The organism is Sphingomonas sp. J344 (genome assembly GCF_024700005.1).
Lineage (GTDB): Bacteria > Pseudomonadota > Alphaproteobacteria > Sphingomonadales > Sphingomonadaceae > Sphingomonas.
In genome coordinates this window covers 422682-442355 of the sequence record NZ_JAJONB010000001.1, presented here as the reverse complement: position 1 = coordinate 442355, position 19674 = coordinate 422682, and the positions used below count along the sequence as shown (strand labels likewise).

The 19674-nt window shown below is 67.3% G+C and carries 16 protein-coding genes and 2 pseudogenes; 10 read left to right on the top strand and 8 right to left on the bottom strand.

Annotation, left to right across the window (positions count from 1 at the left end; genetic code table 11):
• Window positions 1-25: 25 nt before the first annotated feature.
• From guaB to LRS12_RS02180, 7 genes and pseudogenes are all read left to right on the top strand, one after another.
• Window positions 26-1483 carry an IMP dehydrogenase gene (gene guaB / locus LRS12_RS02210; RefSeq protein WP_257843109.1) on the top strand — a complete coding sequence of 486 codons (1458 nt, stop codon included), beginning with the start codon at window positions 26-28 and terminating at the stop codon, window positions 1481-1483.
• Window positions 1484-1601: 118 nt separating this feature from the next.
• Complete coding sequence (locus LRS12_RS02205) at window positions 1602-3710, top strand: PAS domain S-box protein (protein WP_257843108.1); 2109 nt, start codon at window positions 1602-1604, stop codon at window positions 3708-3710.
• Window positions 3707-4225, top strand: a complete 519-nt coding sequence (locus tag LRS12_RS02200; RefSeq protein WP_257843107.1) for a response regulator — start codon at window positions 3707-3709, stop codon at window positions 4223-4225. The genes LRS12_RS02205 and LRS12_RS02200 overlap by 4 nt, the downstream gene beginning before the upstream one ends.
• Window positions 4226-4290: 65 nt before the next feature.
• Window positions 4291-5127 (top strand): hypothetical protein, encoded by an 837-nt coding sequence (locus tag LRS12_RS02195; protein WP_257843106.1) that lies wholly within the window; start codon window positions 4291-4293, stop codon window positions 5125-5127.
• An 18-nt stretch (window positions 5128-5145) separates the two neighbouring features.
• Window positions 5146-5679 carry a DUF4136 domain-containing protein gene (locus tag LRS12_RS02190; protein ID WP_257843105.1) on the top strand — a complete coding sequence of 178 codons (534 nt, stop codon included), beginning with the start codon at window positions 5146-5148 and terminating at the stop codon, window positions 5677-5679.
• Between the two features lie 9 nt (window positions 5680-5688).
• Window positions 5689-6874 (top strand): annotated as a pseudogene (locus LRS12_RS02185) (RsmB/NOP family class I SAM-dependent RNA methyltransferase).
• Window positions 6875-6906: 32 nt separating this feature from the next.
• Window positions 6907-7413: a tetratricopeptide repeat protein gene (locus LRS12_RS02180; RefSeq protein WP_257843103.1), complete on the top strand. Its 507-nt coding sequence runs from the start codon at window positions 6907-6909 to the stop codon at window positions 7411-7413.
• 27 nt (window positions 7414-7440) lie between these two features.
• Here the strand turns inward: LRS12_RS02180 and rsmA are convergent, their stop codons facing one another.
• From rsmA to LRS12_RS02160, 4 genes are all read right to left on the bottom strand, one after another.
• The gene (gene rsmA, locus LRS12_RS02175) at window positions 7441-8256 is read right to left on the bottom strand and encodes a 16S rRNA (adenine(1518)-N(6)/adenine(1519)-N(6))-dimethyltransferase RsmA (protein ID WP_257843102.1); all 816 of its coding nucleotides are present in this window, start codon (window positions 8254-8256) and stop codon (window positions 7441-7443) included.
• Window positions 8253-9275 (bottom strand): 4-hydroxythreonine-4-phosphate dehydrogenase PdxA, encoded by a 1023-nt coding sequence (pdxA, locus tag LRS12_RS02170; protein ID WP_257843101.1) that lies wholly within the window; start codon window positions 9273-9275, stop codon window positions 8253-8255. Before pdxA ends, rsmA begins: the two co-directional genes overlap by 4 nt.
• Before the next feature lie 3 nt (window positions 9276-9278).
• Window positions 9279-10625: a peptidylprolyl isomerase gene (locus tag LRS12_RS02165; protein ID WP_257843100.1), complete on the bottom strand. Its 1347-nt coding sequence runs from the start codon at window positions 10623-10625 to the stop codon at window positions 9279-9281.
• 217 nt (window positions 10626-10842) lie between these two features.
• Window positions 10843-13101: an LPS-assembly protein LptD gene (locus tag LRS12_RS02160; RefSeq protein ID WP_374580130.1), complete on the bottom strand. Its 2259-nt coding sequence runs from the start codon at window positions 13099-13101 to the stop codon at window positions 10843-10845.
• A 175-nt stretch (window positions 13102-13276) separates the two neighbouring features.
• Between LRS12_RS02160 and LRS12_RS02155 the strand changes: the two are divergent.
• The 3 genes and pseudogenes from LRS12_RS02155 (at window position 13277) to ndk (ending at window position 15703) form a co-directional block, all read left to right on the top strand.
• Window positions 13277-14753: pseudogene (locus tag LRS12_RS02155) on the top strand (leucyl aminopeptidase).
• Between the two features lie 7 nt (window positions 14754-14760).
• Window positions 14761-15198 (top strand): DNA polymerase III subunit chi, encoded by a 438-nt coding sequence (locus LRS12_RS02150; RefSeq protein ID WP_257843098.1) that lies wholly within the window; start codon window positions 14761-14763, stop codon window positions 15196-15198.
• Between the two features lie 82 nt (window positions 15199-15280).
• A complete protein-coding gene (ndk, locus tag LRS12_RS02145; RefSeq protein WP_257845413.1) occupies window positions 15281-15703 on the top strand; it encodes a nucleoside-diphosphate kinase in 423 nt (140 codons plus the stop codon).
• 97 nt (window positions 15704-15800) lie between these two features.
• On the opposite strand, the gene LRS12_RS02140 is transcribed toward ndk, so the two are convergent.
• The 4 genes from LRS12_RS02140 to LRS12_RS02125 form a co-directional block, all read right to left on the bottom strand.
• Entirely contained in the window at window positions 15801-16346 is a 546-nt protein-coding gene (locus tag LRS12_RS02140; protein ID WP_257843097.1) for a hypothetical protein, read from the bottom strand.
• 253 nt (window positions 16347-16599) lie between these two features.
• Complete coding sequence (locus tag LRS12_RS02135; protein WP_257843096.1) at window positions 16600-17952, bottom strand: cell wall metabolism sensor histidine kinase WalK; 1353 nt, start codon at window positions 17950-17952, stop codon at window positions 16600-16602.
• Window positions 17949-18671 carry a response regulator gene (locus LRS12_RS02130; RefSeq protein ID WP_257843095.1) on the bottom strand — a complete coding sequence of 241 codons (723 nt, stop codon included), beginning with the start codon at window positions 18669-18671 and terminating at the stop codon, window positions 17949-17951. Before LRS12_RS02130 ends, LRS12_RS02135 begins: the two co-directional genes overlap by 4 nt.
• A gap of 61 nt (window positions 18672-18732) precedes the next feature.
• Window positions 18733-19476 (bottom strand): EF-hand domain-containing protein, encoded by a 744-nt coding sequence (locus tag LRS12_RS02125; protein ID WP_257843094.1) that lies wholly within the window; start codon window positions 19474-19476, stop codon window positions 18733-18735.
• Window positions 19477-19674: the final 198 nt, after the last annotated feature.

Genomic DNA, 19674 nt, shown 5'->3' with positions numbered 1-19674 from the left:
TCGACTCAGGAACTTGGCGCATCCCATGGATATCCCTCTCGGCCTCACCTTCGACGACGTCCTGCTCTATCCGGGCGAGAGCGAGGTGCTGCCGAGCATGGCCGACACCCGCACCCGGGTGACCAAGTCGCTCGCGCTCAACATCCCGATCCTCTCCTCCGCAATGGACACGGTGACCGAAGCGGACATGGCGATCGTTATGGCGCAGCTCGGCGGGCTCGGCGTCCTGCACCGCAATCTGGAAGTCGATGAGCAGGTTGAGGCAGTGCGCGCGGTCAAGCGCTTCGAAAGCGGCATGGTCGTAAACCCGATCACGATCCGCGCCAGCGGCACGCTGGCCGAGGCACAGGCGCTGATGACGCGGCACAAGATCAGCGGTATTCCGGTGACCGAGGAGAACGGCAAGCTGGTCGGCATCCTCACCAACCGTGACGTGCGCTTTGCCGAGAATCCGGGTCAGCCGGTCAGCGAGCTGATGACGCACGACAATCTCGCCACCGTATCGATCGGGGTCGGGCAGGAAGAGGCGCGCCGTCTGCTCCACGCCCGCCGCATCGAAAAGCTGCTGGTGGTGGACGAAAACTACCGCTGCGTCGGCCTGATCACCGTCAAGGACATCGAAAAGGCGGTGAACTATCCTAACGCGACCAAGGACGGCGCAGGCCGCCTGTGCGTCGCCGCAGCGACCACGGTCGGCGACAAGGGCTTCGAACGCACCCAGGCTTTGGTCGATGCCGAGGTAGACCTGATCGTCATCGACACCGCGCACGGCCATAACAAGGACGTCGCACGCGCGGTCGAGCGGGTGAAGAAGCTGTCGAACCGTGTCCAGGTCGTCGCCGGCAATGTCGCCACTGCCGCGGCCACCCGCGCGCTGATCGACGCGGGCGCGGACGGGGTGAAGGTCGGCATCGGCCCCGGATCGATCTGCACCACCCGCGTCGTCGCGGGCGTCGGCGTGCCCCAGCTCACCGCGGTGATGGACGCCGCCAACGAAGCCGCCAAGTCGGACGTGCCGGTGATTGCCGATGGCGGCCTGCGCACCTCGGGCGATCTCGCCAAGGCGCTCGCCGCTGGGGCCTCGACCTGCATGGTCGGATCGCTGCTCGCCGGGACCGAGGAAGCGCCGGGCGAGACCTTCCTCTACCAGGGCCGCGCCTACAAATCCTATCGCGGCATGGGCAGCGTCGGCGCAATGGGCCGCGGCTCGGCCGACCGCTATTTCCAGGGCGATATCAAGGACCAGTTGAAGCTGGTCCCAGAGGGGATCGAGGGCCAGGTCGCGTTCAAGGGGCCGGCCAAGGACGTGATCCACCAGCTGATCGGCGGCATCAAGGCGGCGATGGGCTATACCGGCGCCGCGACCATCCCCGAGCTGCGCGAAAAGGGCAAGTTCGTCCGCATCACCAATGCCGGCCTGCGCGAAAGCCATGTCCACGACGTGACGATCACGCGCGAAGCACCGAATTATCCGACGCGGTAAACTTCGTATAAAATAGCTTTTCTCAGTGATTTAGCTCTACTGGAACCTTCGTTACGCCAGCGCGTTGAGCGATGTGGGGCGGTGCATGTGCGCCGTTTGGGCAGGTAGTGGAGCAGGCGTGAGAGCAAGTGCGGCGCGGGCGGTCAACGTCCCGGCATTTCTGGCCAATGGCGGCGAGATGGGACAGCGCATCGCTGCGTTCGACTGGGCCGCAACCGGCGTCGGGCCGATTGAAGGCTGGTCGCAAAGCCTGTGCAGCATTGTCGCCTTCCTCGTCAATTCGCCGGTCGCGCTGGTCATGCTGTGGGGCAGGGACGGGCATCTGATCTACAACGACGGCTATTCGGTCTTCGCGGGCGAGCGGCATCCGGGGCTGCTTGGAATGAAGGTCGTTGAGGCGTGGCCGGAAGTCGCCGACTTCAACGCCAACGTCATGCGCGTCGGGCTTGCTGGCGGCACGCTCGCCTATCGCAACCACAAGCTGACCCTCAATCGCACGGGAGTATTCGAGGATTGTTGGCTCGATCTGGATTACTCCCCGGTCTTTGACGATGATGGCCACCCCGCCGGGGTCATGGCGGTGGTCGTCGAGACAACAGAATCGGTGCGGAGCGAGCGGGCGTTGCGAGAGAGCGAAGCGCGGCTGCGCTTTCTCGATGCCCTCGATCGCGAAACCGGTGGCGCGACCGACCCCGCTCAGATCTTGGCGATCACGACCCGCAAGCTCGCCGAACGCCTGGGTGCCGCCAATTGCGCCTATGCCGATATGGACGCCGATGGCGACGGCTTCACCATCCGCGGCGATTGGGCGCAGCCTGGATCACAATCGATCGTCGGCCATTACAGCCTGGCCGCGTTCGGCGAACAGGCGGTGCGCGACCTCAATGCCGCCCGCCCGCTGATCCTTGACGACATCGCGCATGAGCTACCCCCGCACGAAGCCGCGACCTTTGCCGCGATCGGGCTTGCAGCCACCTGCTGCGTGCCGCTGGTGAAGGACGGGCGGCTGACCGCGCTGATGGCGGCGCACCATGCCGAACCCCATGTGTGGAGCCCGGAAGATATCGCGCTGATCCGTGAGGTCACCGACCGCAGCTGGGCGCATGTCGAGCGCGCCGCAGCGGAGGCTGAACTGCGCAAGACGGCGGAACAGCTGCGTCAGCTCAACGCCGAACTCGAATCGCGCGCAATGGAGCGCGCCGCGGCGCTCGAACAGAGCCAGACGCAGTTCCGACTGCTCGTTCAGGGCGTGACCGACTATGCGATCTACATGCTCGATCCGCAGGGCGTCGTCGCGAGCTGGAATGCAGGGGCGCAACGGATCAAGGGCTATGCCCCGGACGAAATCATGGGCGCGCATTTCTCGACCTTCTACACTGAGGAAGAGCGCGCTCGCGGTGAGCCGCAGCACGCGCTCGAAACCGCGCGGCGTCAGGGGCGCTTTGCGGCGGAGGGCTGGCGACTGCGCAAGGGTGGTCACCGCTTCCGCGCCAGCGTGGTGATCGATGCGATCCATGACGATGACGGGCGGCTGATCGGATTTGCCAAGATTACCCGCGATATCACCGAACGCGAAGAGGCGCAGCGCGAGCTGGAGGTTGCGCGTGAAGCGTTGTTCCAGGCGCAGAAGATCGAGGCGATCGGCCAGCTGACCGGTGGCGTGGCGCATGATTTCAACAATTTGCTGATGGCGATCATCAGCGGTCTGACTTTGCTGCGCAAACGCCTGCCCGATGACGATCCCCAGATCACGCGCCTGATCGACAATTCGATGCAGGCGGCGGATCGCGGCGCGGCGCTGACCCAGCGGATGCTCGCCTTTGCCCGGCGACAGGAACTGAAGACCGAACGGATCGACGTGCCCGCGCTCGTCGCGGACATGCGCGGGCTGCTGGAACGCACGATCGGTCCGTCGTGGCGGATCGATGTCGATTTCCCCGATCGCCTGCCGGTGGTGTCCGCCGACGCCAACCAGCTCGAAATGGCGCTGGTCAATCTGGCGGTGAATGCGCGCGACGCCATGCCCGATGGCGGGCGCATCTGCATCGAGGGGATCGAGCAGGAGGTGATCGGAGAGGTCCGCGGCCTGACCTCGGGTCGCTATGTCCGGTTGTCGGTGCATGACGAGGGCTCGGGCATGGACGCCGCGACGCTGGCGCGCGCGACCGAACCCTTTTTTCACGACCAAGGGGGGTGGGGAAGGGCACGGGTCTTGGCCTGTCGATGATCCACGGTTTCGCGCGCCAGAATGGCGGGATGCTGGAGATCGAGAGCGAGCCTGGTCACGGCACGCATGCCCATATCTGGTTGCCGGTCGCTTCGGATGGCTCCGGCGCGGTCGTCGCGGCACCGCGCGCCGACGTTGCGACCCGCGCCGCGATGCGATCGCTGGTGGTGCTCGTCGCGGATGACGATCCCTTGGTGCTGATGAACACCGCCGACCTGCTCACCGATCTGGGCCATAGGGTGATCGAGGCGGAATCGGGCCTTGCCGCGCTCGACCAGTTGAACGCGCGGGAGGATATCGCGCTGCTGATCACCGATCAGGCTATGCCCGGCATGACCGGCACCGAACTGATCGCACGGGCACGGGCGCAGTACCCCGAACTGCCGATCATCCTCGCCACCGGTTATGGCGAGACCCCCGCAGACGCCGCCGCGCAGCTGCTTCGTCTCAACAAACCCTTTACCCAGGCCGATCTCCAACGCGCGGTAGCCGACGCAATGATGCAGCGGGTGTAGGGAGCAGACTATCCGCCTCCTCCTCCTTGCGGAGAACGGCGGGTTGCCGACATCATTTCGACGCAATGCGCGGGCAATTCGTCCGCGCCTTGTCGAGTATTGCCGTCCTGCCCCCGCCAGAAGCGCCGCGCGCGCTGTTGCCGCGCCTGCGCGAGCGGTTTGGCGCGCGTGCGATTGCGATTGCGCTCGCGCTGCTGGTCGAACTGCTGCTGGCATTGTTGCTGCTCACCATCGCGCCGAAGATCCTGAACCCGCCCGATGAGACGGTGCCGATGGCGACGTTCGGCGTCAGTCCGGAGCCGGAGCCTGCGCCCGAGCCACCGTCCGACGCGCGCCCCGCCGATGCGGCGCCCCAGCCGACCGTGCAGCCCCGACCGCGTGAGGCGGACACCCCGCCGCGCCCAGATCCGGTGGTCGTCGACCCTGCGCCCGAGCCGCCGGTACTCCTCGACATCCCGCTCGGTCGCATGCCCGATATCGCCGCGCTGCCGCGCCGCCCGTCGGCAGAGCCCGCCGCCCCCCCGCGCCGTGTCGCCGGGCCACCGGCGCCCGGCCCCAATCCCGGGGATTCGCGTCGGGTGGAGGGGCGCGGACCCAATGGTGAGCCGCTCTACGCCGCGTCGTGGTTCCGCAAGCCCTATGACAGCGAGATTCGCGGCTATCTGTCGACCGCGCGCGCGCCGGGCTGGGCGATGATCGCATGCCGGACGGTGGCCGATTATCGCGTCGACAGCTGCGTACTGCTCGACGAATATCCCGAGGGCGCGCAGATCGGGCGCGCGTGGCTCGCCGCCGCGTGGCAGTTTCGCGTGCGCCCGCCCCGGTTGCGCGGGCAGTATCAGGTCGGCGAATGGGTCCGCATCCGGATCGACTATGGACTCGATTCGGTGCGTGCCGAGTAAAGTGTGGAAGGAATGGCGATGATGTGGATTGCAGCGCTCGCGATGCTGGCTTCGGGCGTTCAGGACGGCCCGGCGCTGACCCCGGGCACGGTGACGGTCGAGGCGGTGGCGGATGAAGCCACCCCCGTTGCGGTCCGTCAGGTCTTCGCCGACGCGGTGGAACAGGCGCTGCTCGATGCGCGCTTCATCGCTCTCCCGCGTCAGGCGCGCGGTCGCTACATTGCACGGATCAGCCTCACCCGGGCCGAGCGCGGCGCGGTCGCGTCGAATGGGCGCGAGCAGGGCGCGTCGGGCGGATTCGGCAACTGGGGCGGAGCGGTCAGCGTCACGCTGCCCTCGGACAAGCGCCAGCTGCGTGGCCTGATCGTCACCACGCTCAAGGTCGAGCTGGTCAGCCGTGCGGACGAGAGACTGGTTTGGAGCGGCAGCGCGCTGACCGCCCAGGCCGAAGGGACGCGCAATGACACCCCGTCCGCGCTGGCCGCAAAGCTCGCCCCTGCGGTGATCCGCGCCTTCCCCGCCACGCTGGCCGAGCCGCTTTCGGTCCCCTAAAGCGCCTCGATGACCCCAGCCGCACGTACCCGTACTGCTATCGAACTGCTCGACGCGATCATCGCCGCCGCGCGGGATGGCGGGGCATCGGCGGACGTGCTGATCGCGCGCGAGCTTGCCGCGCGCCGCTATGCGGGGTCGAAGGACCGCCGCGCGATCCGCGCCCTGGTCTATGACGCGATCCGGCTGTGTGGCGAGATTCCGGCGACCGGGCGCGCGGCGATGCTGGCGCTGGCGGCGCGCGATCCCGATCTGGCCGCAACCTTCGACGGCTCGCCCTATGGCCCTGCGCCGATCGGTGCGGATGAGCCGGTTGCCGCGCCGGGCGTCGCCCCGGCCTGGCTGATCGACGCGCTCGCCGCATCGGGCGTCGATGGGGAACAGGCCGCAGCCTTGCTCGACCGCGCCCCGCTCGACCTGCGGGTGAACCCGCTCAAGGCGACCCGCGACCAGCTCGCCGCCGCCTTCCCCGATGCGGCGTTGCTCCCCGGCCTTCCGCTCGCGCTACGCCTCCCCGGCGATACGCCGGTGGAAAAGAGCGACGCCTACGCCCAAGGCTGGTTCGAGGTCCAGGACGCCGGCAGCCAGGCGGTGACCCTCGCCGCCGCCGCCGCACCGGGCATGCGCGTCGTCGACCTGTGCGCGGGAGGTGGGGGGCAAGACGCTCGCGCTCGCCGCCGCGATGGCGGGGCAGGGGGCGATCCTTGCCAGCGACAGCGACCGCGCCCGCCTCTCGCGCCTTGCCCCGCGTGCGCAGCGGGCGGGTGTCAACATTGTCGAGACGCGCCTGCTCAACCCGAACCGGGAGGCGGAGGCGCTGGCTGACTGGGCCGACAGCGCCGACGTGGTGCTGATCGATTCGCCCTGCTCCGGCACCGGAACCTGGCGTCGCAACCCGGAGGCACGCTGGCGGCTCACCCCGGCGCGGCTCGCCCGGCTGGTCGAGACGCAGGCGCGCCTGCTCGATGTCGGCGCGGCGCTGATCCGCCCCGGCGGCGCGCTGATCCATATCGTCTGTTCGCTGCTCGATGCCGAAGGGGCGGATCAGGTCACCGCCTTCCTCGCCCGCAACCCGGCCTTCCGCGCCGATCCGCTTGCGCTTCCGCTCGGCACGCCGCATGGATCGGGCATGCGTCTCACCCCGCTCAGCGATGCGACCGACGGGTTTTTTGTCGCGCGGATGGTGCGCGCGTGATAGCGATTGCCATTCCACGTCCGGAGACTGTCATGCGTATCTCGCTCGTGTCGGCCGCCGCAGCGCTCACGCTGCTCAGCGTTTCGACTTCGATCAACGCCCAGCGCGCCGACGACCAGATCGACGCCCGCTCGGTCGCGTTGCTCGATAAGGGGAAGGCTGCGCGCGCCGCCGGTGACCTCGACACGGCCAATGGCCTGATCGAAAGCGCGCTCGCGGTCGATCCGCGCAACCGTGCCGCCTATCTGGTGCTCGCCGAAATTGCGCGCGCGCAGGGCCTGCCGGGCAAGGCGATCCGCTTCTATCGCGAAGCGCTGACGCTGGAGCCGAACGATCAGGCCGCGCTGCGCGGGCAGGGCGAGGCGATGGTGCAGAAGGGCGCTGTCGAACGCGCCAAGGAAAATCTCGCGCGGCTGAAGACGCTGTGCGGAAATTGCGCCGACGCGACTCAGCTGGCGGCGGCGATCGCCAAGGGCCCGCCCGCCACCGCAACGGCGCAGGTAGTTCCGCCTCCCAAGGCGGACGAGAAGAAGAACTAAGTCCCCTCCCGCAAGCGGGAGGGGAGATCAGGACAACGCCCGCGCCAGGCTTACAAACTCCGCCACGCTCACCGTCTCGGCGCGTCGTGTCGGGTCGATCCCCAGCGCCTCTGCCGCCTCGACCGCACCCGGCACCGCCTTCAAGCTCTGCCGTAGCATTTTGCGTCGCTGGCCGAATGCAGCAGCGGTCAGGCGCTCCAGAACCTTGAACTTCACCCCCGGCGGCTCGTCGGCTGGCACGATATGCACGACCGCCGACATCACCTTGGGCGGCGGGGTGAACGCGCTGCGGTGGACCGGCATCGCGATCCGCGCGCTGCTGCGCCACTGCGCCAGTACCGCGAGGCGGCCATAATGATCGCTGTCGGTCGTCGCGACGATCCGTTCGGCGACCTCCTTCTGGAACATCAGCGTCAGGCTCGCCCACCACGGCTCCCATTCGGCGGACAGCCAGCCGACCAGCAGCGCGGTGCCGACATTGTACGGCAGGTTCGACGCGATATGCGGCTTCCCCGAGAACAGCGCGGGCGCATCCACCTCAAGCGCATCGCCCTCGATCACGCGCAACTGTCCCGGAAACGCCTCGCCGAGTTCCTCGAGCGCGGGGATGCAGCGCCGGTCACGTTCGACTGCGGTCACCTTCGCCCCGGCGCCGAGCAATGCGCGGGTCAGACCGCCGGGACCGGGGCCGACCTCGAATACCTCCGCGCCATTGAGATCGCCCGGCACGCGCGCGATGCGGTCGAGCAGCTGCGAATCGAACAGGAAATTCTGGCCCAACGCCTTGCTGGCGGAGAGCCCGTGTTTCGCAATCACCTCACGCAGCGGGGGTAGCTTGATCACGCGGTCGCGGCCTGCTCGGCGTCATAGGCGGCGCGATGCTCGGCCGCCTGCGCCGCCATGCGGATCGCCGCGATCATCGCGCCCGGTTCCGCCATGTCCTTGCCCGCAATGCCAAACGCGGTGCCGTGATCGGGCGAAGTGCGCACGATCGGCAGGCCGAGTGTCAGATTCACCCCCTCGTCGAAATGCAGCGTCTTGAGCGGGATCAGCGCCTGATCGTGATAGAGGCAGATCGCGGCATCATAGGTCGCCCGCGCGCGCGCATGGAACATCGTGTCGCCCGCGAACGGCCCGGTCGCGTCGATCCCCTCGGCGCGCAACTGCTCGATCGCCGGGATCAGCAGCTCGATCTCCTCGCGCCCGATCGCCCCGCCTTCGCCGGCATGCGGGTTGAGGCCGGCAAAGGCGAGGCGGGGTGCGGTGATCCCGAAATTGCGCGCGAGTCCCCGCGCGGTCGCGCGCGCCTTGGCCAGGATCAAGGGAATCGTGATCGTCGGCGCGACCTCCGCCAGCGCGATATGCGTCGTCACCGGCACCACGCGCAGCGTCGGCCCGGCCAGCATCATCACCGCATTCTCGGGCGCAACGCCGCATCGCTCCGCAACGAACTCGGTCTGCCCCGGATGGGTAAAGCCGATGCTGTAAAGCTGCGCCTTTGACACCGGCGCGGTCACCAGGCCCCCCGCCGCGCCCGACCGCGTGAGGCCGGTGGCAAGCTCCAGGCTGCTCAGCGCACAGCGCGCGCCCGCGACGTCGGGGACCCCCGGCTGGACCGCTGCCGAGCAGTCGACCGGAAGCACCGGAAGCGCGTCGTCAAACGCACTTCGCGCCTCATCCGGGCTGCCGATCCGTGCCAACGGCCCGTCCCACACCGCCGCAATCGCGTCCGGTTCACCGACTGCGAAAAACGGGGAAAGTGCGTGCAACGCGCGACCGCACCATGCCTTGCCGATAATCTCCGGACCGATCCCTGCGGGATCTCCCATCGCGATCGCGAGCGGACGCAAAGCGCCGCTCACGGCTCAACGATACTCGACGATCGCGTCGCGGCGCAGGTCGCGCAGCAACCGCTGGGCGCGCAAATTGGTGCGGCGCTCCTCAAGGCCGTCGCGGATCGCATCGGCCGATGGGGCCGATGCGGTCTTGGGATCGTCGCGGCCGCACAGGACCAGCGCGCGAATGCCCTCGGTCGGCGATCCGAAGGGCGGGGTTGCCTGACCGACCTGAAGCGCCAGGATCAGGTCCTGCAGCTGTGGCGGCAGATCGCGCGCGACAACCGAGTCATTGTCGACGACTTCGGCACCCAGCGTCTCGGCGGCCTTGCCCACCGCGCCGCAGCCATTGGTCGATTTGAGCACTGCGGCGAACTCGGCGACCTTGGCGGTTGCCTGCGCCTGGGTGATGTCGGCCGGGAATTTGACGGTCAGCTGGCGCAGACTCAGGCGCGCGTCACGCGGGTCGGGCATGCCGACCTGACGCTTGTCGACCAGATAGAGGATCGAAAAGCCGCCGGGCACTTCGACCGGGCCTGCGACCTGACCGACCTGCATCTGCTGTGCCGCCTGGGCCAGCGGCCCGGGCAGCATCTCGGTGCGCACCCAGCCAAGGTCGCCGCCTTGCGAGCTGGTGGTCGCTTCGGAAAAGCGTGCGAAATATTCGAACGGGCGCCCCTGCTGCATCTGCTGGATCATCTGCTGCATCGTCTGGAACACCTCGCCCGCGCGCTCCGGCGTCGCGGAGATGTAGATTTCGCGCAGGTGATATTCGTTGGTGCCCTTGGCGGCCTCGATCGACTTGATGATCTCGCTGACTTCATAGTCGCCGACATTGATGAACGGGTTGACCTTGCGTCGGATCACTGCCTGCCATGCCAGCTCGCCCTCGATCTGGCGGCGGAACGATCGTTCCGACGACCCGATCTCGCGCAGCCACGCACGCATCTGATCCGGCGATCGGCCATAGCGGCGCGCAATGCCGGCAAAGCTGCGCTCGATCTGGTCGGCGGCGATGGAGATATCCTCCGACTTGGCCTGCTGGATCTGGATCGTCTCGTCGATCAGCAGGCGCAGCACCTGCATGCGCAGCTGGTCCTTCTCCTCGACGCTCAGCTGCCACTGGTTGAGCGCGATGGCCAGGTTGACGCGGTGGTCGACATCGGTGCGCGTGAGGACATGGCCGTTCACGATCGCCGTCGGCTTGCGCACATTGGGGTCGGCCTTGGCGAACAGCTGCAGGTTTTCCGGCAGGTTGAGGTTCGCCGTCGACGGGACGTCACCATCGGCGACGGTTTGCGCCGCAATGGCGGTGCTGCCGGCAATACCCAGAACAAGGGCCGCAATCCGGCCGTAACGCGCGACTTTCGAGGTCATCTTCACCTGTGCCTGAAACCTGTCCGATTTTCGTGATCGGGGCCGTGTACTAGCCAATTGTGCCTGAACTGGGGCTTACGGCCTGTAATCTGTCGCCGCAATGGTCATCATCGGATGCCTTGTGTTGCGGCGCCGGCCCGCCCCCCCACCCGGCCACCCTTTGAAGATACCTTGTGGGTGGCCGGGCGGGGGAGCGGGCCGGTGCCGCAGCCTCAAACTAACGCCCCAGATTCTTCAGCGCCAGCGTGAACAGGTACGAACTCCCCCGCCGCGCGTCGCCGGTGGTCTGATAATCGCGCTTCCAGGTCAGGCCGATGCGGATACAGTCATCCTCATATTCGACGCCCAGCCGGTGCCGCACCGGTTCGAACCCATCCGCGAGCGAGGCGGGATCTTCCTCGGCATCGGTCAGGTCGACCACCGCCGATCCGAATGCGGACCAGAAGCGCGTGATCTGGACCCGCGCGCCGATCCGCGCTTCCTCACGGTCCTGCAGATCCTCCAGCGCGAACGGGATGTTGCGGTTGAGCCGCAGATAGCCGAGCGTGACGAATGTCGTGCGCGATCCCACCGTCGCGTCGATTTCGTTGCGGCGCACCGCGAAATTGTCCTTGTCGACTCGATATCGGTGCGTGAACGACAGGAAGTCGCGATAGCGCACCACCGTCCGGCCGACGATATCCGACAGCCGGTCGTCGAGTCCCGTGCCGTCGGGCAGGATCGCCGGGCGCGACGTCAGGCGATAGCTTTGCCCCACATTCGCCTCGATCGACAGGCCGGGCAGGTAGAGCGCGTAATCGACGCCAAAGGTAAAGCGGGTCGAATCCTCGAACCGGTCGTATCCGGGAAAGCGATTGAGCGCGAAGAGGTTCGAATCCTCAAGGTCGACAGAGCGCGCGTCTTCATTCGGTACGTCGAAATTGTCGATGCGTGGCGCGGCGACGATCTGGAAGCGCGGGGTGATCCGCTGCGTCCCGCCAAACGCATCGCCGATCAGCGGCCATTTGACGTCGAGCGCCAGCGCGCCGATCGCGCGGCCACGAAACCCCTCCAGCCCGCGATAGCTGACGACGCTGGTCGCTGCGGTCTGGGTGGTGTTGTAGAGGTCGCCGCGGGCATAGCCGGTCAGCGTCACCTCCTGCCCCCATGAAGTCAGCTTGCGCAGGTCATAGCGCAGTGAGGTGAAGGCACGCTGTGTATCCTGTCCGGCGCTGCGCCCGATCGCCAGCGTATTGGCCTGGAGTTCGAAGCGCCCGCCCGCGATCAGGCCCTGGCCGAATCGCAGCCGGTAGTCGATCTCGGGCAGCGCCACCGCCTGAAGCCCCTGATTCTCGGTCGGGCGCAGCGTCTGGACGAACCAGCCATTGATCGAAAAATAGGAATCGCGGTCGATCCGCTCGGCGCGCAGATTGTTGCGCAGCCGGTCGTCGCTCGAAATGTCGTAGCGCCGCAGAAAGGTGCGGTCGCTCGCCAGGCGCACCGATCCGCTGGTGCTCCAGTTCTCGTCGAACTGATAGCGACCGACTGCGTCCAGATAGCCGCGGAACGCATTCTCGCTCGATACGCCCGGAGTGGGGGAGATGAAGTCGTCGCTGCGCCGACTATAGGTGGCATAGCCGGTCACGCGAAACGCGCCCTTGTCGAGCAGGTGGCGATAATCGGCCTGGAGCATAGGCAACGCATCGGTGAACAGGCGCGGCGTGATCGTCAGGTCGCGATTGGGTGCCAGACTGAAATAATAGGGGAGGGCGACCTCGAACCCATTGACCGCATCGTACCGGATTTCGGGCGCGAGCAGGCCGCTGGCGTTCCCATCGCCCACCGAATGCGAAAATACCGGAAGTGGAAGCGAAGCGATCCCGAACAGCGACACCCGCGCGCCGGTGTACCGGATGCGCTGCTTCGCCGGGTCATAGACGACCCGCACCGCCGTGATCTTCCACGAAGGTTCCTTGGGGCAATTGCCAGAATCGACCACCGCGCAGGGGGTATAGGCGGCGCGATCTACCCGGATCACGCCATCGGCACCGCGCGTGCCGCGCTCGGCCGCGATCCGACCGCCCTGCTCCAGCACGACGAGCATATTCTCGATCGCCCCGTCCTTCAGCGAATCGGTCAGCTCGATCTTGTCGCCATAGGCGGTGTCGCCCTCCGGATTGGTGACGGCGATATTACCCTCGGCCACCACTTGTCCGGTCTTGCGGTTCCATACCACCTTGTCCGCGCGCAGCCGGTTGCCTTCGCGGAACAGGCGCACATCGCCGCTGACCGTGACGATATCGCCCTGCGAATCATATTCGGCCAGGTCGGCGGAAAACTGGATCTGGTTGGGATCGTCCGGGAGCGGGGTTTCGGACGGCGGCGGTGGCTCGACCGCGCGGTCCTGCAAATCCTGGCCGCCGGTTGCGGCGGCACCCGGAGCCAGGCACAGGGCCAGCGGGACGACCCCGGCGAGCAGCAGAGCCTTGCGCGTCACGTTCTTCGAAACCCCTTTGTACCCAACATCGCCCCGCGCAGGGCTGAAGCTGCCCTATCGCACCGCATGGCCCGCTTCGCAATCGCCCGGCGTTGCCCCGTCTGGAGCACCGCCCTAGATAGGCGTGAATCGCGGCCCAAGAGATCCGCTAACGCCCAGAGGAACAGGAAGCTTCATGCAGGTCATTTTTTCCGCCACCCGCCCCGCCGATGCGGCGGTGCTCGCGCTCCCGGTCGAAAAGGACGGGCTGGATCGGATGCCTGCCGGCACGCTCGACGATGCGACGCTCGCGCTGGTCCGTGGTGCGGCCCGTGCCGGCCGGTTCGAGGGCGAGGCGGGCGGCATCGCCGAAATCTTCGTGCCGGGGGACGAGGCGGCGAAGCGCATCCTCCTGCTCGGCGTCGGATCCGGCAGCGAGGTGGACTATGAACGCGCCGGCGGAGCATTGACCGCGCGCTTCCTTGTCTCGGGCGTAACCGCCATCACGGTCGATTTCGCCGCGCTCGGCGGTGCTCCGACGGCCCGCGCCGTCGCCCGCTTCGCCGCCGCCGCCGTGCAGCGCGGCTGGCGTCACGATGTCTATCGCACCAAGCTTGCCGACAAGCAGAAGCCGACCCTCGCCACCCTCACCCTCGCCAACGCCCCCCGCCGACAGCGAGTCGAGCTGGGCGAGCCTCGACGCGGTGACGCAGGGAATGGAGCTGACCCGCACTTTGGTGTCGGAGCCGCCGAACATCATCTACCCGGAAAGCTTTGTCGAACGCTGTCGCCACCTCGCGGAGCTGGGCGTCGAAATCACCGTGCTCGACCGCGCCGACATGGAAAAGCTCGGCATGGGGGCTTTGCTCGGCGTCGCACAGGGTTCGCGCCGTGAGGCCCGCCTGCTCGCGATGCGCTGGAACGGCAAGGGATCGGGTGACGTCGATGTCGCCCTGGTCGGCAAGGGCGTGACCTTCGACACCGGCGGCATCTCGATCAAGCCGGCCGCCGGCATGGAAGATATGAAGTGGGACATGGGCGGTGCAGGTGCCGTCGCGGGCGCGATGAAGGCACTCGCCACCCGCAAGGCCAAGGCGAACGTCATCGGCGTGTGCGGCCTGGTCGAGAACATGCCCGACGGCAACGCCCAGCGCCCCGGCGACGTCGTCACCTCGATGTCGGGCCAGACGATCGAGGTCATCAACACCGACGCCGAGGGGCGGCTGGTGCTGTGCGACGCGATCACCTGGGTCCAGCGCACGCATGGCCCCAAGACGATCGTCGATCTTGCCACGCTGACCGGCGCGATGATCATTGCGCTGGGCAACGAGCATGGCGGGCTGTTTTCGAACGACGATGGTTTGGCCGAGGAACTGTTGTCGGCGGGCCGCGCGACCGGCGACCATCTGTGGCGCTTCCCGCTCGGCGACGCTTACAACAAGCTGATCGACAGTCCGATCGCCGACATGAAGAATGTCGGCCCGCGCGGAGCCGGGTCGATCACCGCGGCCCAGTTCATCCAGCGCTTCGTCGACCCCGGCGTGCGCTGGGCGCATCTCGACATCGCCGGCATGGTGTGGGCCGACAAGCCCGGCCCGAATTACGACAAGGGCGCAACCGGCTACGGCGTCCGCCTGCTCGACCGCTATATCCGCGACAATTTCGAGCGCTGATCGGGCCATGCAGGTCGATTTCTACCACCTCACCGCGACCCCGCTGGAGCGCGCGCTCCCGCAGATTGCGGCGAAGGTGGTGGAAACCGGCCAGCGCCTGCTGATCGTCTCCGCCGATGCCGAACAGCGCCGCCGGATCGACCAGCTGCTGTGGACCTTCCGCCCCGACAGCTTCCTCCCCCACGCCCAGGCCGGGGCAGGGGATGACAGCCTCCAGCCCGTCCTGATCGGCGAAGCGGTCGCGCCCGGCAACGGCGCGCGCCACGTCGCGCTGATCGACGGCGAATGGCGCGACGAAGCGCTGACCTTCGACCGCGCCTTCCACTTTTTCGGCGAAGACAGCATCGGCGCGGCCCGGATCGCGTGGAAGGGCTTGGCCGACCGCGACGGCGTCGAGCGCCGCTACTGGAGGCAGGGCGAGAGCGGCTGGGTGCAGGCGGCGTAACGTCCGCCCCCTTGCCACCACGCCCGCGCCCCTCTAAGGGCGCGCGCAATCCCATCCCCCATATGACAGGAGCCGCATGGCCATGGCCGTGACCCGTACCTTTTCGATCATCAAGCCCGATGCCACCCGCCGCAACCTGACCGGCGCGGTCACCAAGATGCTTGAGGAAGCCGGCCTGCGCGTCGTCGCCAGCAAGCGCATCCACATGACCCGCGAACAGGCCGAGGGCTTCTACGCGGTGCACAAGGAGCGTCCCTTCTTCGGCGAACTGGTCGAATTCATGATCTCCGGCCCGGTCGTGGTGCAGGTGCTCGAGGGCGAGAACGCCATGCAGCGCAACCGCGACATCATGGGCGCGACCAACCCCGCCAACGCCGAGCCGGGCACGATCCGCGCCGAGCTGGCCGAGTCGATCGAAGCCAATACCGTCCATGGTTCGGACAGCGACGAGAATGCCGCGATCGAAATCGCCTACTTCTTCAAGCCGGAAGAGATTGTCGGCTGATCGACCCGATCATCTGAACATTGCGAAGCGGGCCGGGGGCAACCCCGGCCCGTTTTGGTTTCGGGTGGGCCGGTGACCCCTCGGCGAAGCCGACAAACTAGTGCCACACCGCCGACAGTGGGTAGAGCGCGATCAGCCAGATCAGGCACGCGATCACCACCGCTCGCCGGGGCACCAGGACCGCGATCAGGCTGACCGGGAAGAAGGAGAAGGTCAGCACCATCGTGCGCAGGTCGAACGCGAAGTCGAGCAGTGCAAAGGCGGTGGCGATCAGCGCCACATTGCACAACAGCACCGCTCCGATCACCGTGCGGTAATTCCGGTCGAAATGCGCGTCGAGATCGCTGTCGCGATCCACCGCATCGGGAAACACCAGCGACGCCGCGACATAATAGATTGCGGTCACCACGAACCCGCCGAACATCACCGGCCAGCTCAGCGGCAATTGGTCGCGCATCGCCCAGCCATACATCCAGAATGTCACCACGTCGCACGACACGAACAGGCCGAGCAGGGCGGTCGGCCAGCCGATCGCGCGGAACCCGCGCACCTTGATCGCCCGCGTCAGTCCGCCCAGCCCCTCGGCCAGCGACAGGCCGAGCATCAGCCCGAACAGCGAAAAGATGAACTCGAACCCGCTCACACCACGTCCCCCTGATTTGCTTGGTCGGGGGAAGCCGCTTTCCTGTCAACCGCTTGGGGCGTTCGACATTCAGCCCTCCTTTTCCCCTCCCTGAAAGGGAGGGGCTGGGGGTGGGTGCGCGCGTCTGCGCGCCGAAGAGACTCAAACCAAGCGTTCGGCAAAACAGCGGCAATCGAGGCATCGAGCCTCGCTTGCCACTAGACCCACCCCTAGCCCCTCCCATTCAGGGAGGGGAATAAGATTGCGGGTGAGCCTACCGCCCCGGCAGCGTGATCGTCGCGCACAGCCCGCCGCCCTCGCGATTGGCCAGCGTGATGTCGCCCCCCGCCTCGCGCACGATCGCGCGCGCCAGCGTCAGGCCGAGGCCAACCCCGCCAGTCGTGCGGTTGCGCGACGGGTCGAGCCGGGTGAAGGGATCGAACACCGCCGCGATCTGCTCTTCCGGAATGCCGGGGCCGCGGTCGCCCACCTCGATCCGCACGCCGCTCGCGTCCTGGATCAGTTTCACCTCCGCGCCGCCGCCATATTTGACCGCATTCTCGATCAGGTTGCGCACCGCGCGCCGCATCAGCGACGGACGGATGCGACGGATCAGCCGGTGGCCGTCTTCATACTCGACCGGCGCACCCAGATCGCGGAAATCGTCGACGACCGCGTCGATCAGTGCCGACAGGTCGGTCTCGGTCGGCGGCTCGCTCGGTCGGCCCAGCCGCGCCAGCGACAAGATGTCGTCCAGCGTGCGGTTCATCTCGTCGATCGTGTCCGCCATCCGCGCGCGGTCTTCCTCGTCCTCCACCGACTCGATTCGCACCCGCAGCGCCGCCAGCGGGGTGCGCAGATCATGCCCGATCGCGCCGAGCATCTGGTCCTTTTCGTCCAGCATCGCAGTCACGCGGTCGCGCATCAGATTATACGCCGCGATCACCGCACGAACGTCGCCCGGTCCGCGTTCCTCGATCGGATCTCCCGGGGAGGCGGGATGAAACTCGCGCGCCGAAACGGCCAGGGAGCGCAGTGGTCGCGCGACGCGATGCCCGACCCACAGTACCGGCACCAGCACCACGGCATAGATGATCAGCGTCTGCAGGATCAGCCGCCAGATGATGTCGCCATCGCTGCGCGGCCAGGCCGATGTCAGCACCAGCCAGCCCTTGCCGGGCAGTTCGACCGCGACTATCAGCTCGCCGCCCAGCCGCTTCATCCGCTCGGCGCGCAGCGCGTTCATCCGTGCAAAGCGCGGGTCGGTCGCCGACAATCTGCGCACCCCGGTGACGATCTGTCCGACCGGAATCCCCGCCTCGGCCAGCGACAGTCGGATGCCTTCCTCGACCTCGGGCTTGCTGCGCAGTCCGGGCGGGATCGGGTTGCTCGGCTCGATCCGCAGCCGCGCGCGCCGTCCGTCGGGATGGTCGCGGAAGCGGCCGTCGCGGATGCGTTCGGCGGCATCGACCACGCGCGTGATGGCCGGCGCGGTAACCTGTTCGAAGCGCAGCGAGCGCCGCTCGCGCAGGATCAGGCCGAAGTTGATCGCCTGCGCCACGAACAGCGCGAGCGCAACCAGCAATGCGATCTGGCCGGTCAGGCTGCTGGGAACGAACCTTCTCACAGCTTGGTAACGTCGCTCGCCAGCGTGTAGCCGCCGCCCCACACCGTCTTGATCAGCGTCGGGTTCTTGGCATCGGGCTCGATCTTCTTGCGCAACCGGCTGACCTGATTGTCGATGGCACGGTCGAACGCCGCCGCCTCGCGCCCTTGCGTCAGGTCGAGCAGCTGATCGCGGGTCAGCACCGCGCGCGGGCGCATCACCAGTGCCAGCAACAGGCTGTATTCGCCGGTCGACAACGGCACCGAAACGCCGTCGCGATCGACCAAAGCGCGCTCGCCGGTCTTCAGCACCCAGCCCGAAAAGGCGTAGCTGCCGGTTTCCGGCGCGGACAGGCGCGTGCCGCCAGCCTGCATCCGGCGCAGCACCACTTTGATCCGCGCCGCCAGCTCGCGCGGGGAAAAGGGCTTCACGACATAATCGTCGGCACCCATCTCAAGGCCCACGATGCGGTCGGTCTCCTCGCTCTTTGCCGTCAGCAGGATCACCGGAACCTCGCTGGTCGCACGGATATGGCGGCACAGGCTCAGCCCATCCTCGCCCGGCATCATGATATCGAGCACGACCAGGTCGATCGCATAGGCCGACAGCCGCGTCCGCGCCGCCTCGGCATCGCCGACCTGGGTCACGCGAAACCCCTGTTTGGTCAGATATTGCGCCAGCGGCTCACGGATCGAGCGCTCGTCATCGACGAGCAGCAAATGCGGGGTCTCGTTGGTCATCTCGCTTTGGTTAGCAGATTCCACCCGCTCGGGAAGTGCCGGGCGGGCACGGAGGAGGTCGTCAAACCCGCCCGGCATCGCCGTCACTCGCCCTGGGGGAAGGCGGTGGCGGCGGCGTGTGACCGCGGTGCGCGCGCATCTTCTTCATCGCGTCGCGCGCCTTGTCGCGCTGCGCCTTCATCTCGGCGGCATCGATCTTGCCGTCGCTATTGGTGTCGAGCTTGGCAAAGCGCTGCGCCGACTGGGCGTCGAACTCGGCCTTGCTGATCGCGCCGTCCTTGTTGGTGTCGGCCATCATCATGCCCGCACCACCACCACGACCGTCGCGCATCGCCTTGGCTTTGCCGCCACGGCCTTCACCGCGCTTGCCCCAGCCCTTGCGGGCTTCGCCCGCCTCGACCATGCCGTCCTTGTCGGCGTCCATCCGGACAAAGCGCGCCTCGGCCATGGCGCGGTGTTCGGCCTTGCTGATCAGTCCATCGCCATTGGTGTCGACGCGCGCCAGCATTCGGCCACCAATCGCGGTACCGCCACGACGTGCGCCGGGCACAAAGTCCTGCAGTTCGCCGCCCTTGCGCTCCGCCATCGCCTTGCGCGCGGCTTCGGCACCCGCCTTGCGCTCTTCGGCGCTCAGCTGGCCGTCCTTGTTGGTGTCGAGCCGGTCGAACCGCGCATCGGCGCGGGCGAGCATTTCGGCCTTCGAAATCGGTTGCTTGGGTGCGGTCGGGGCCTGCGTCTGCATGGCAATTGCGGCACCCGCAGTCAGCATCGCGCCGATTGCCGCCGTGGTGAGAAACGTCTTCATAAGGGCTCCTGTCACACGCGGCAGGGGGCGCCGCAGTGATGCCCTTCTGAACCCCGCCTGTCGCAGCCATTTGTCAGCGTGACAGGAGTTTGTCGCAAATTGTGTCGGAGTCAGAAAATCCTCCCCGGAACGGGGAGGGGGACCGCCGCCGAAGGCGGTGGTGGAGGGGGCCCGAGGCAACGGATCCGGTGCCTCGGG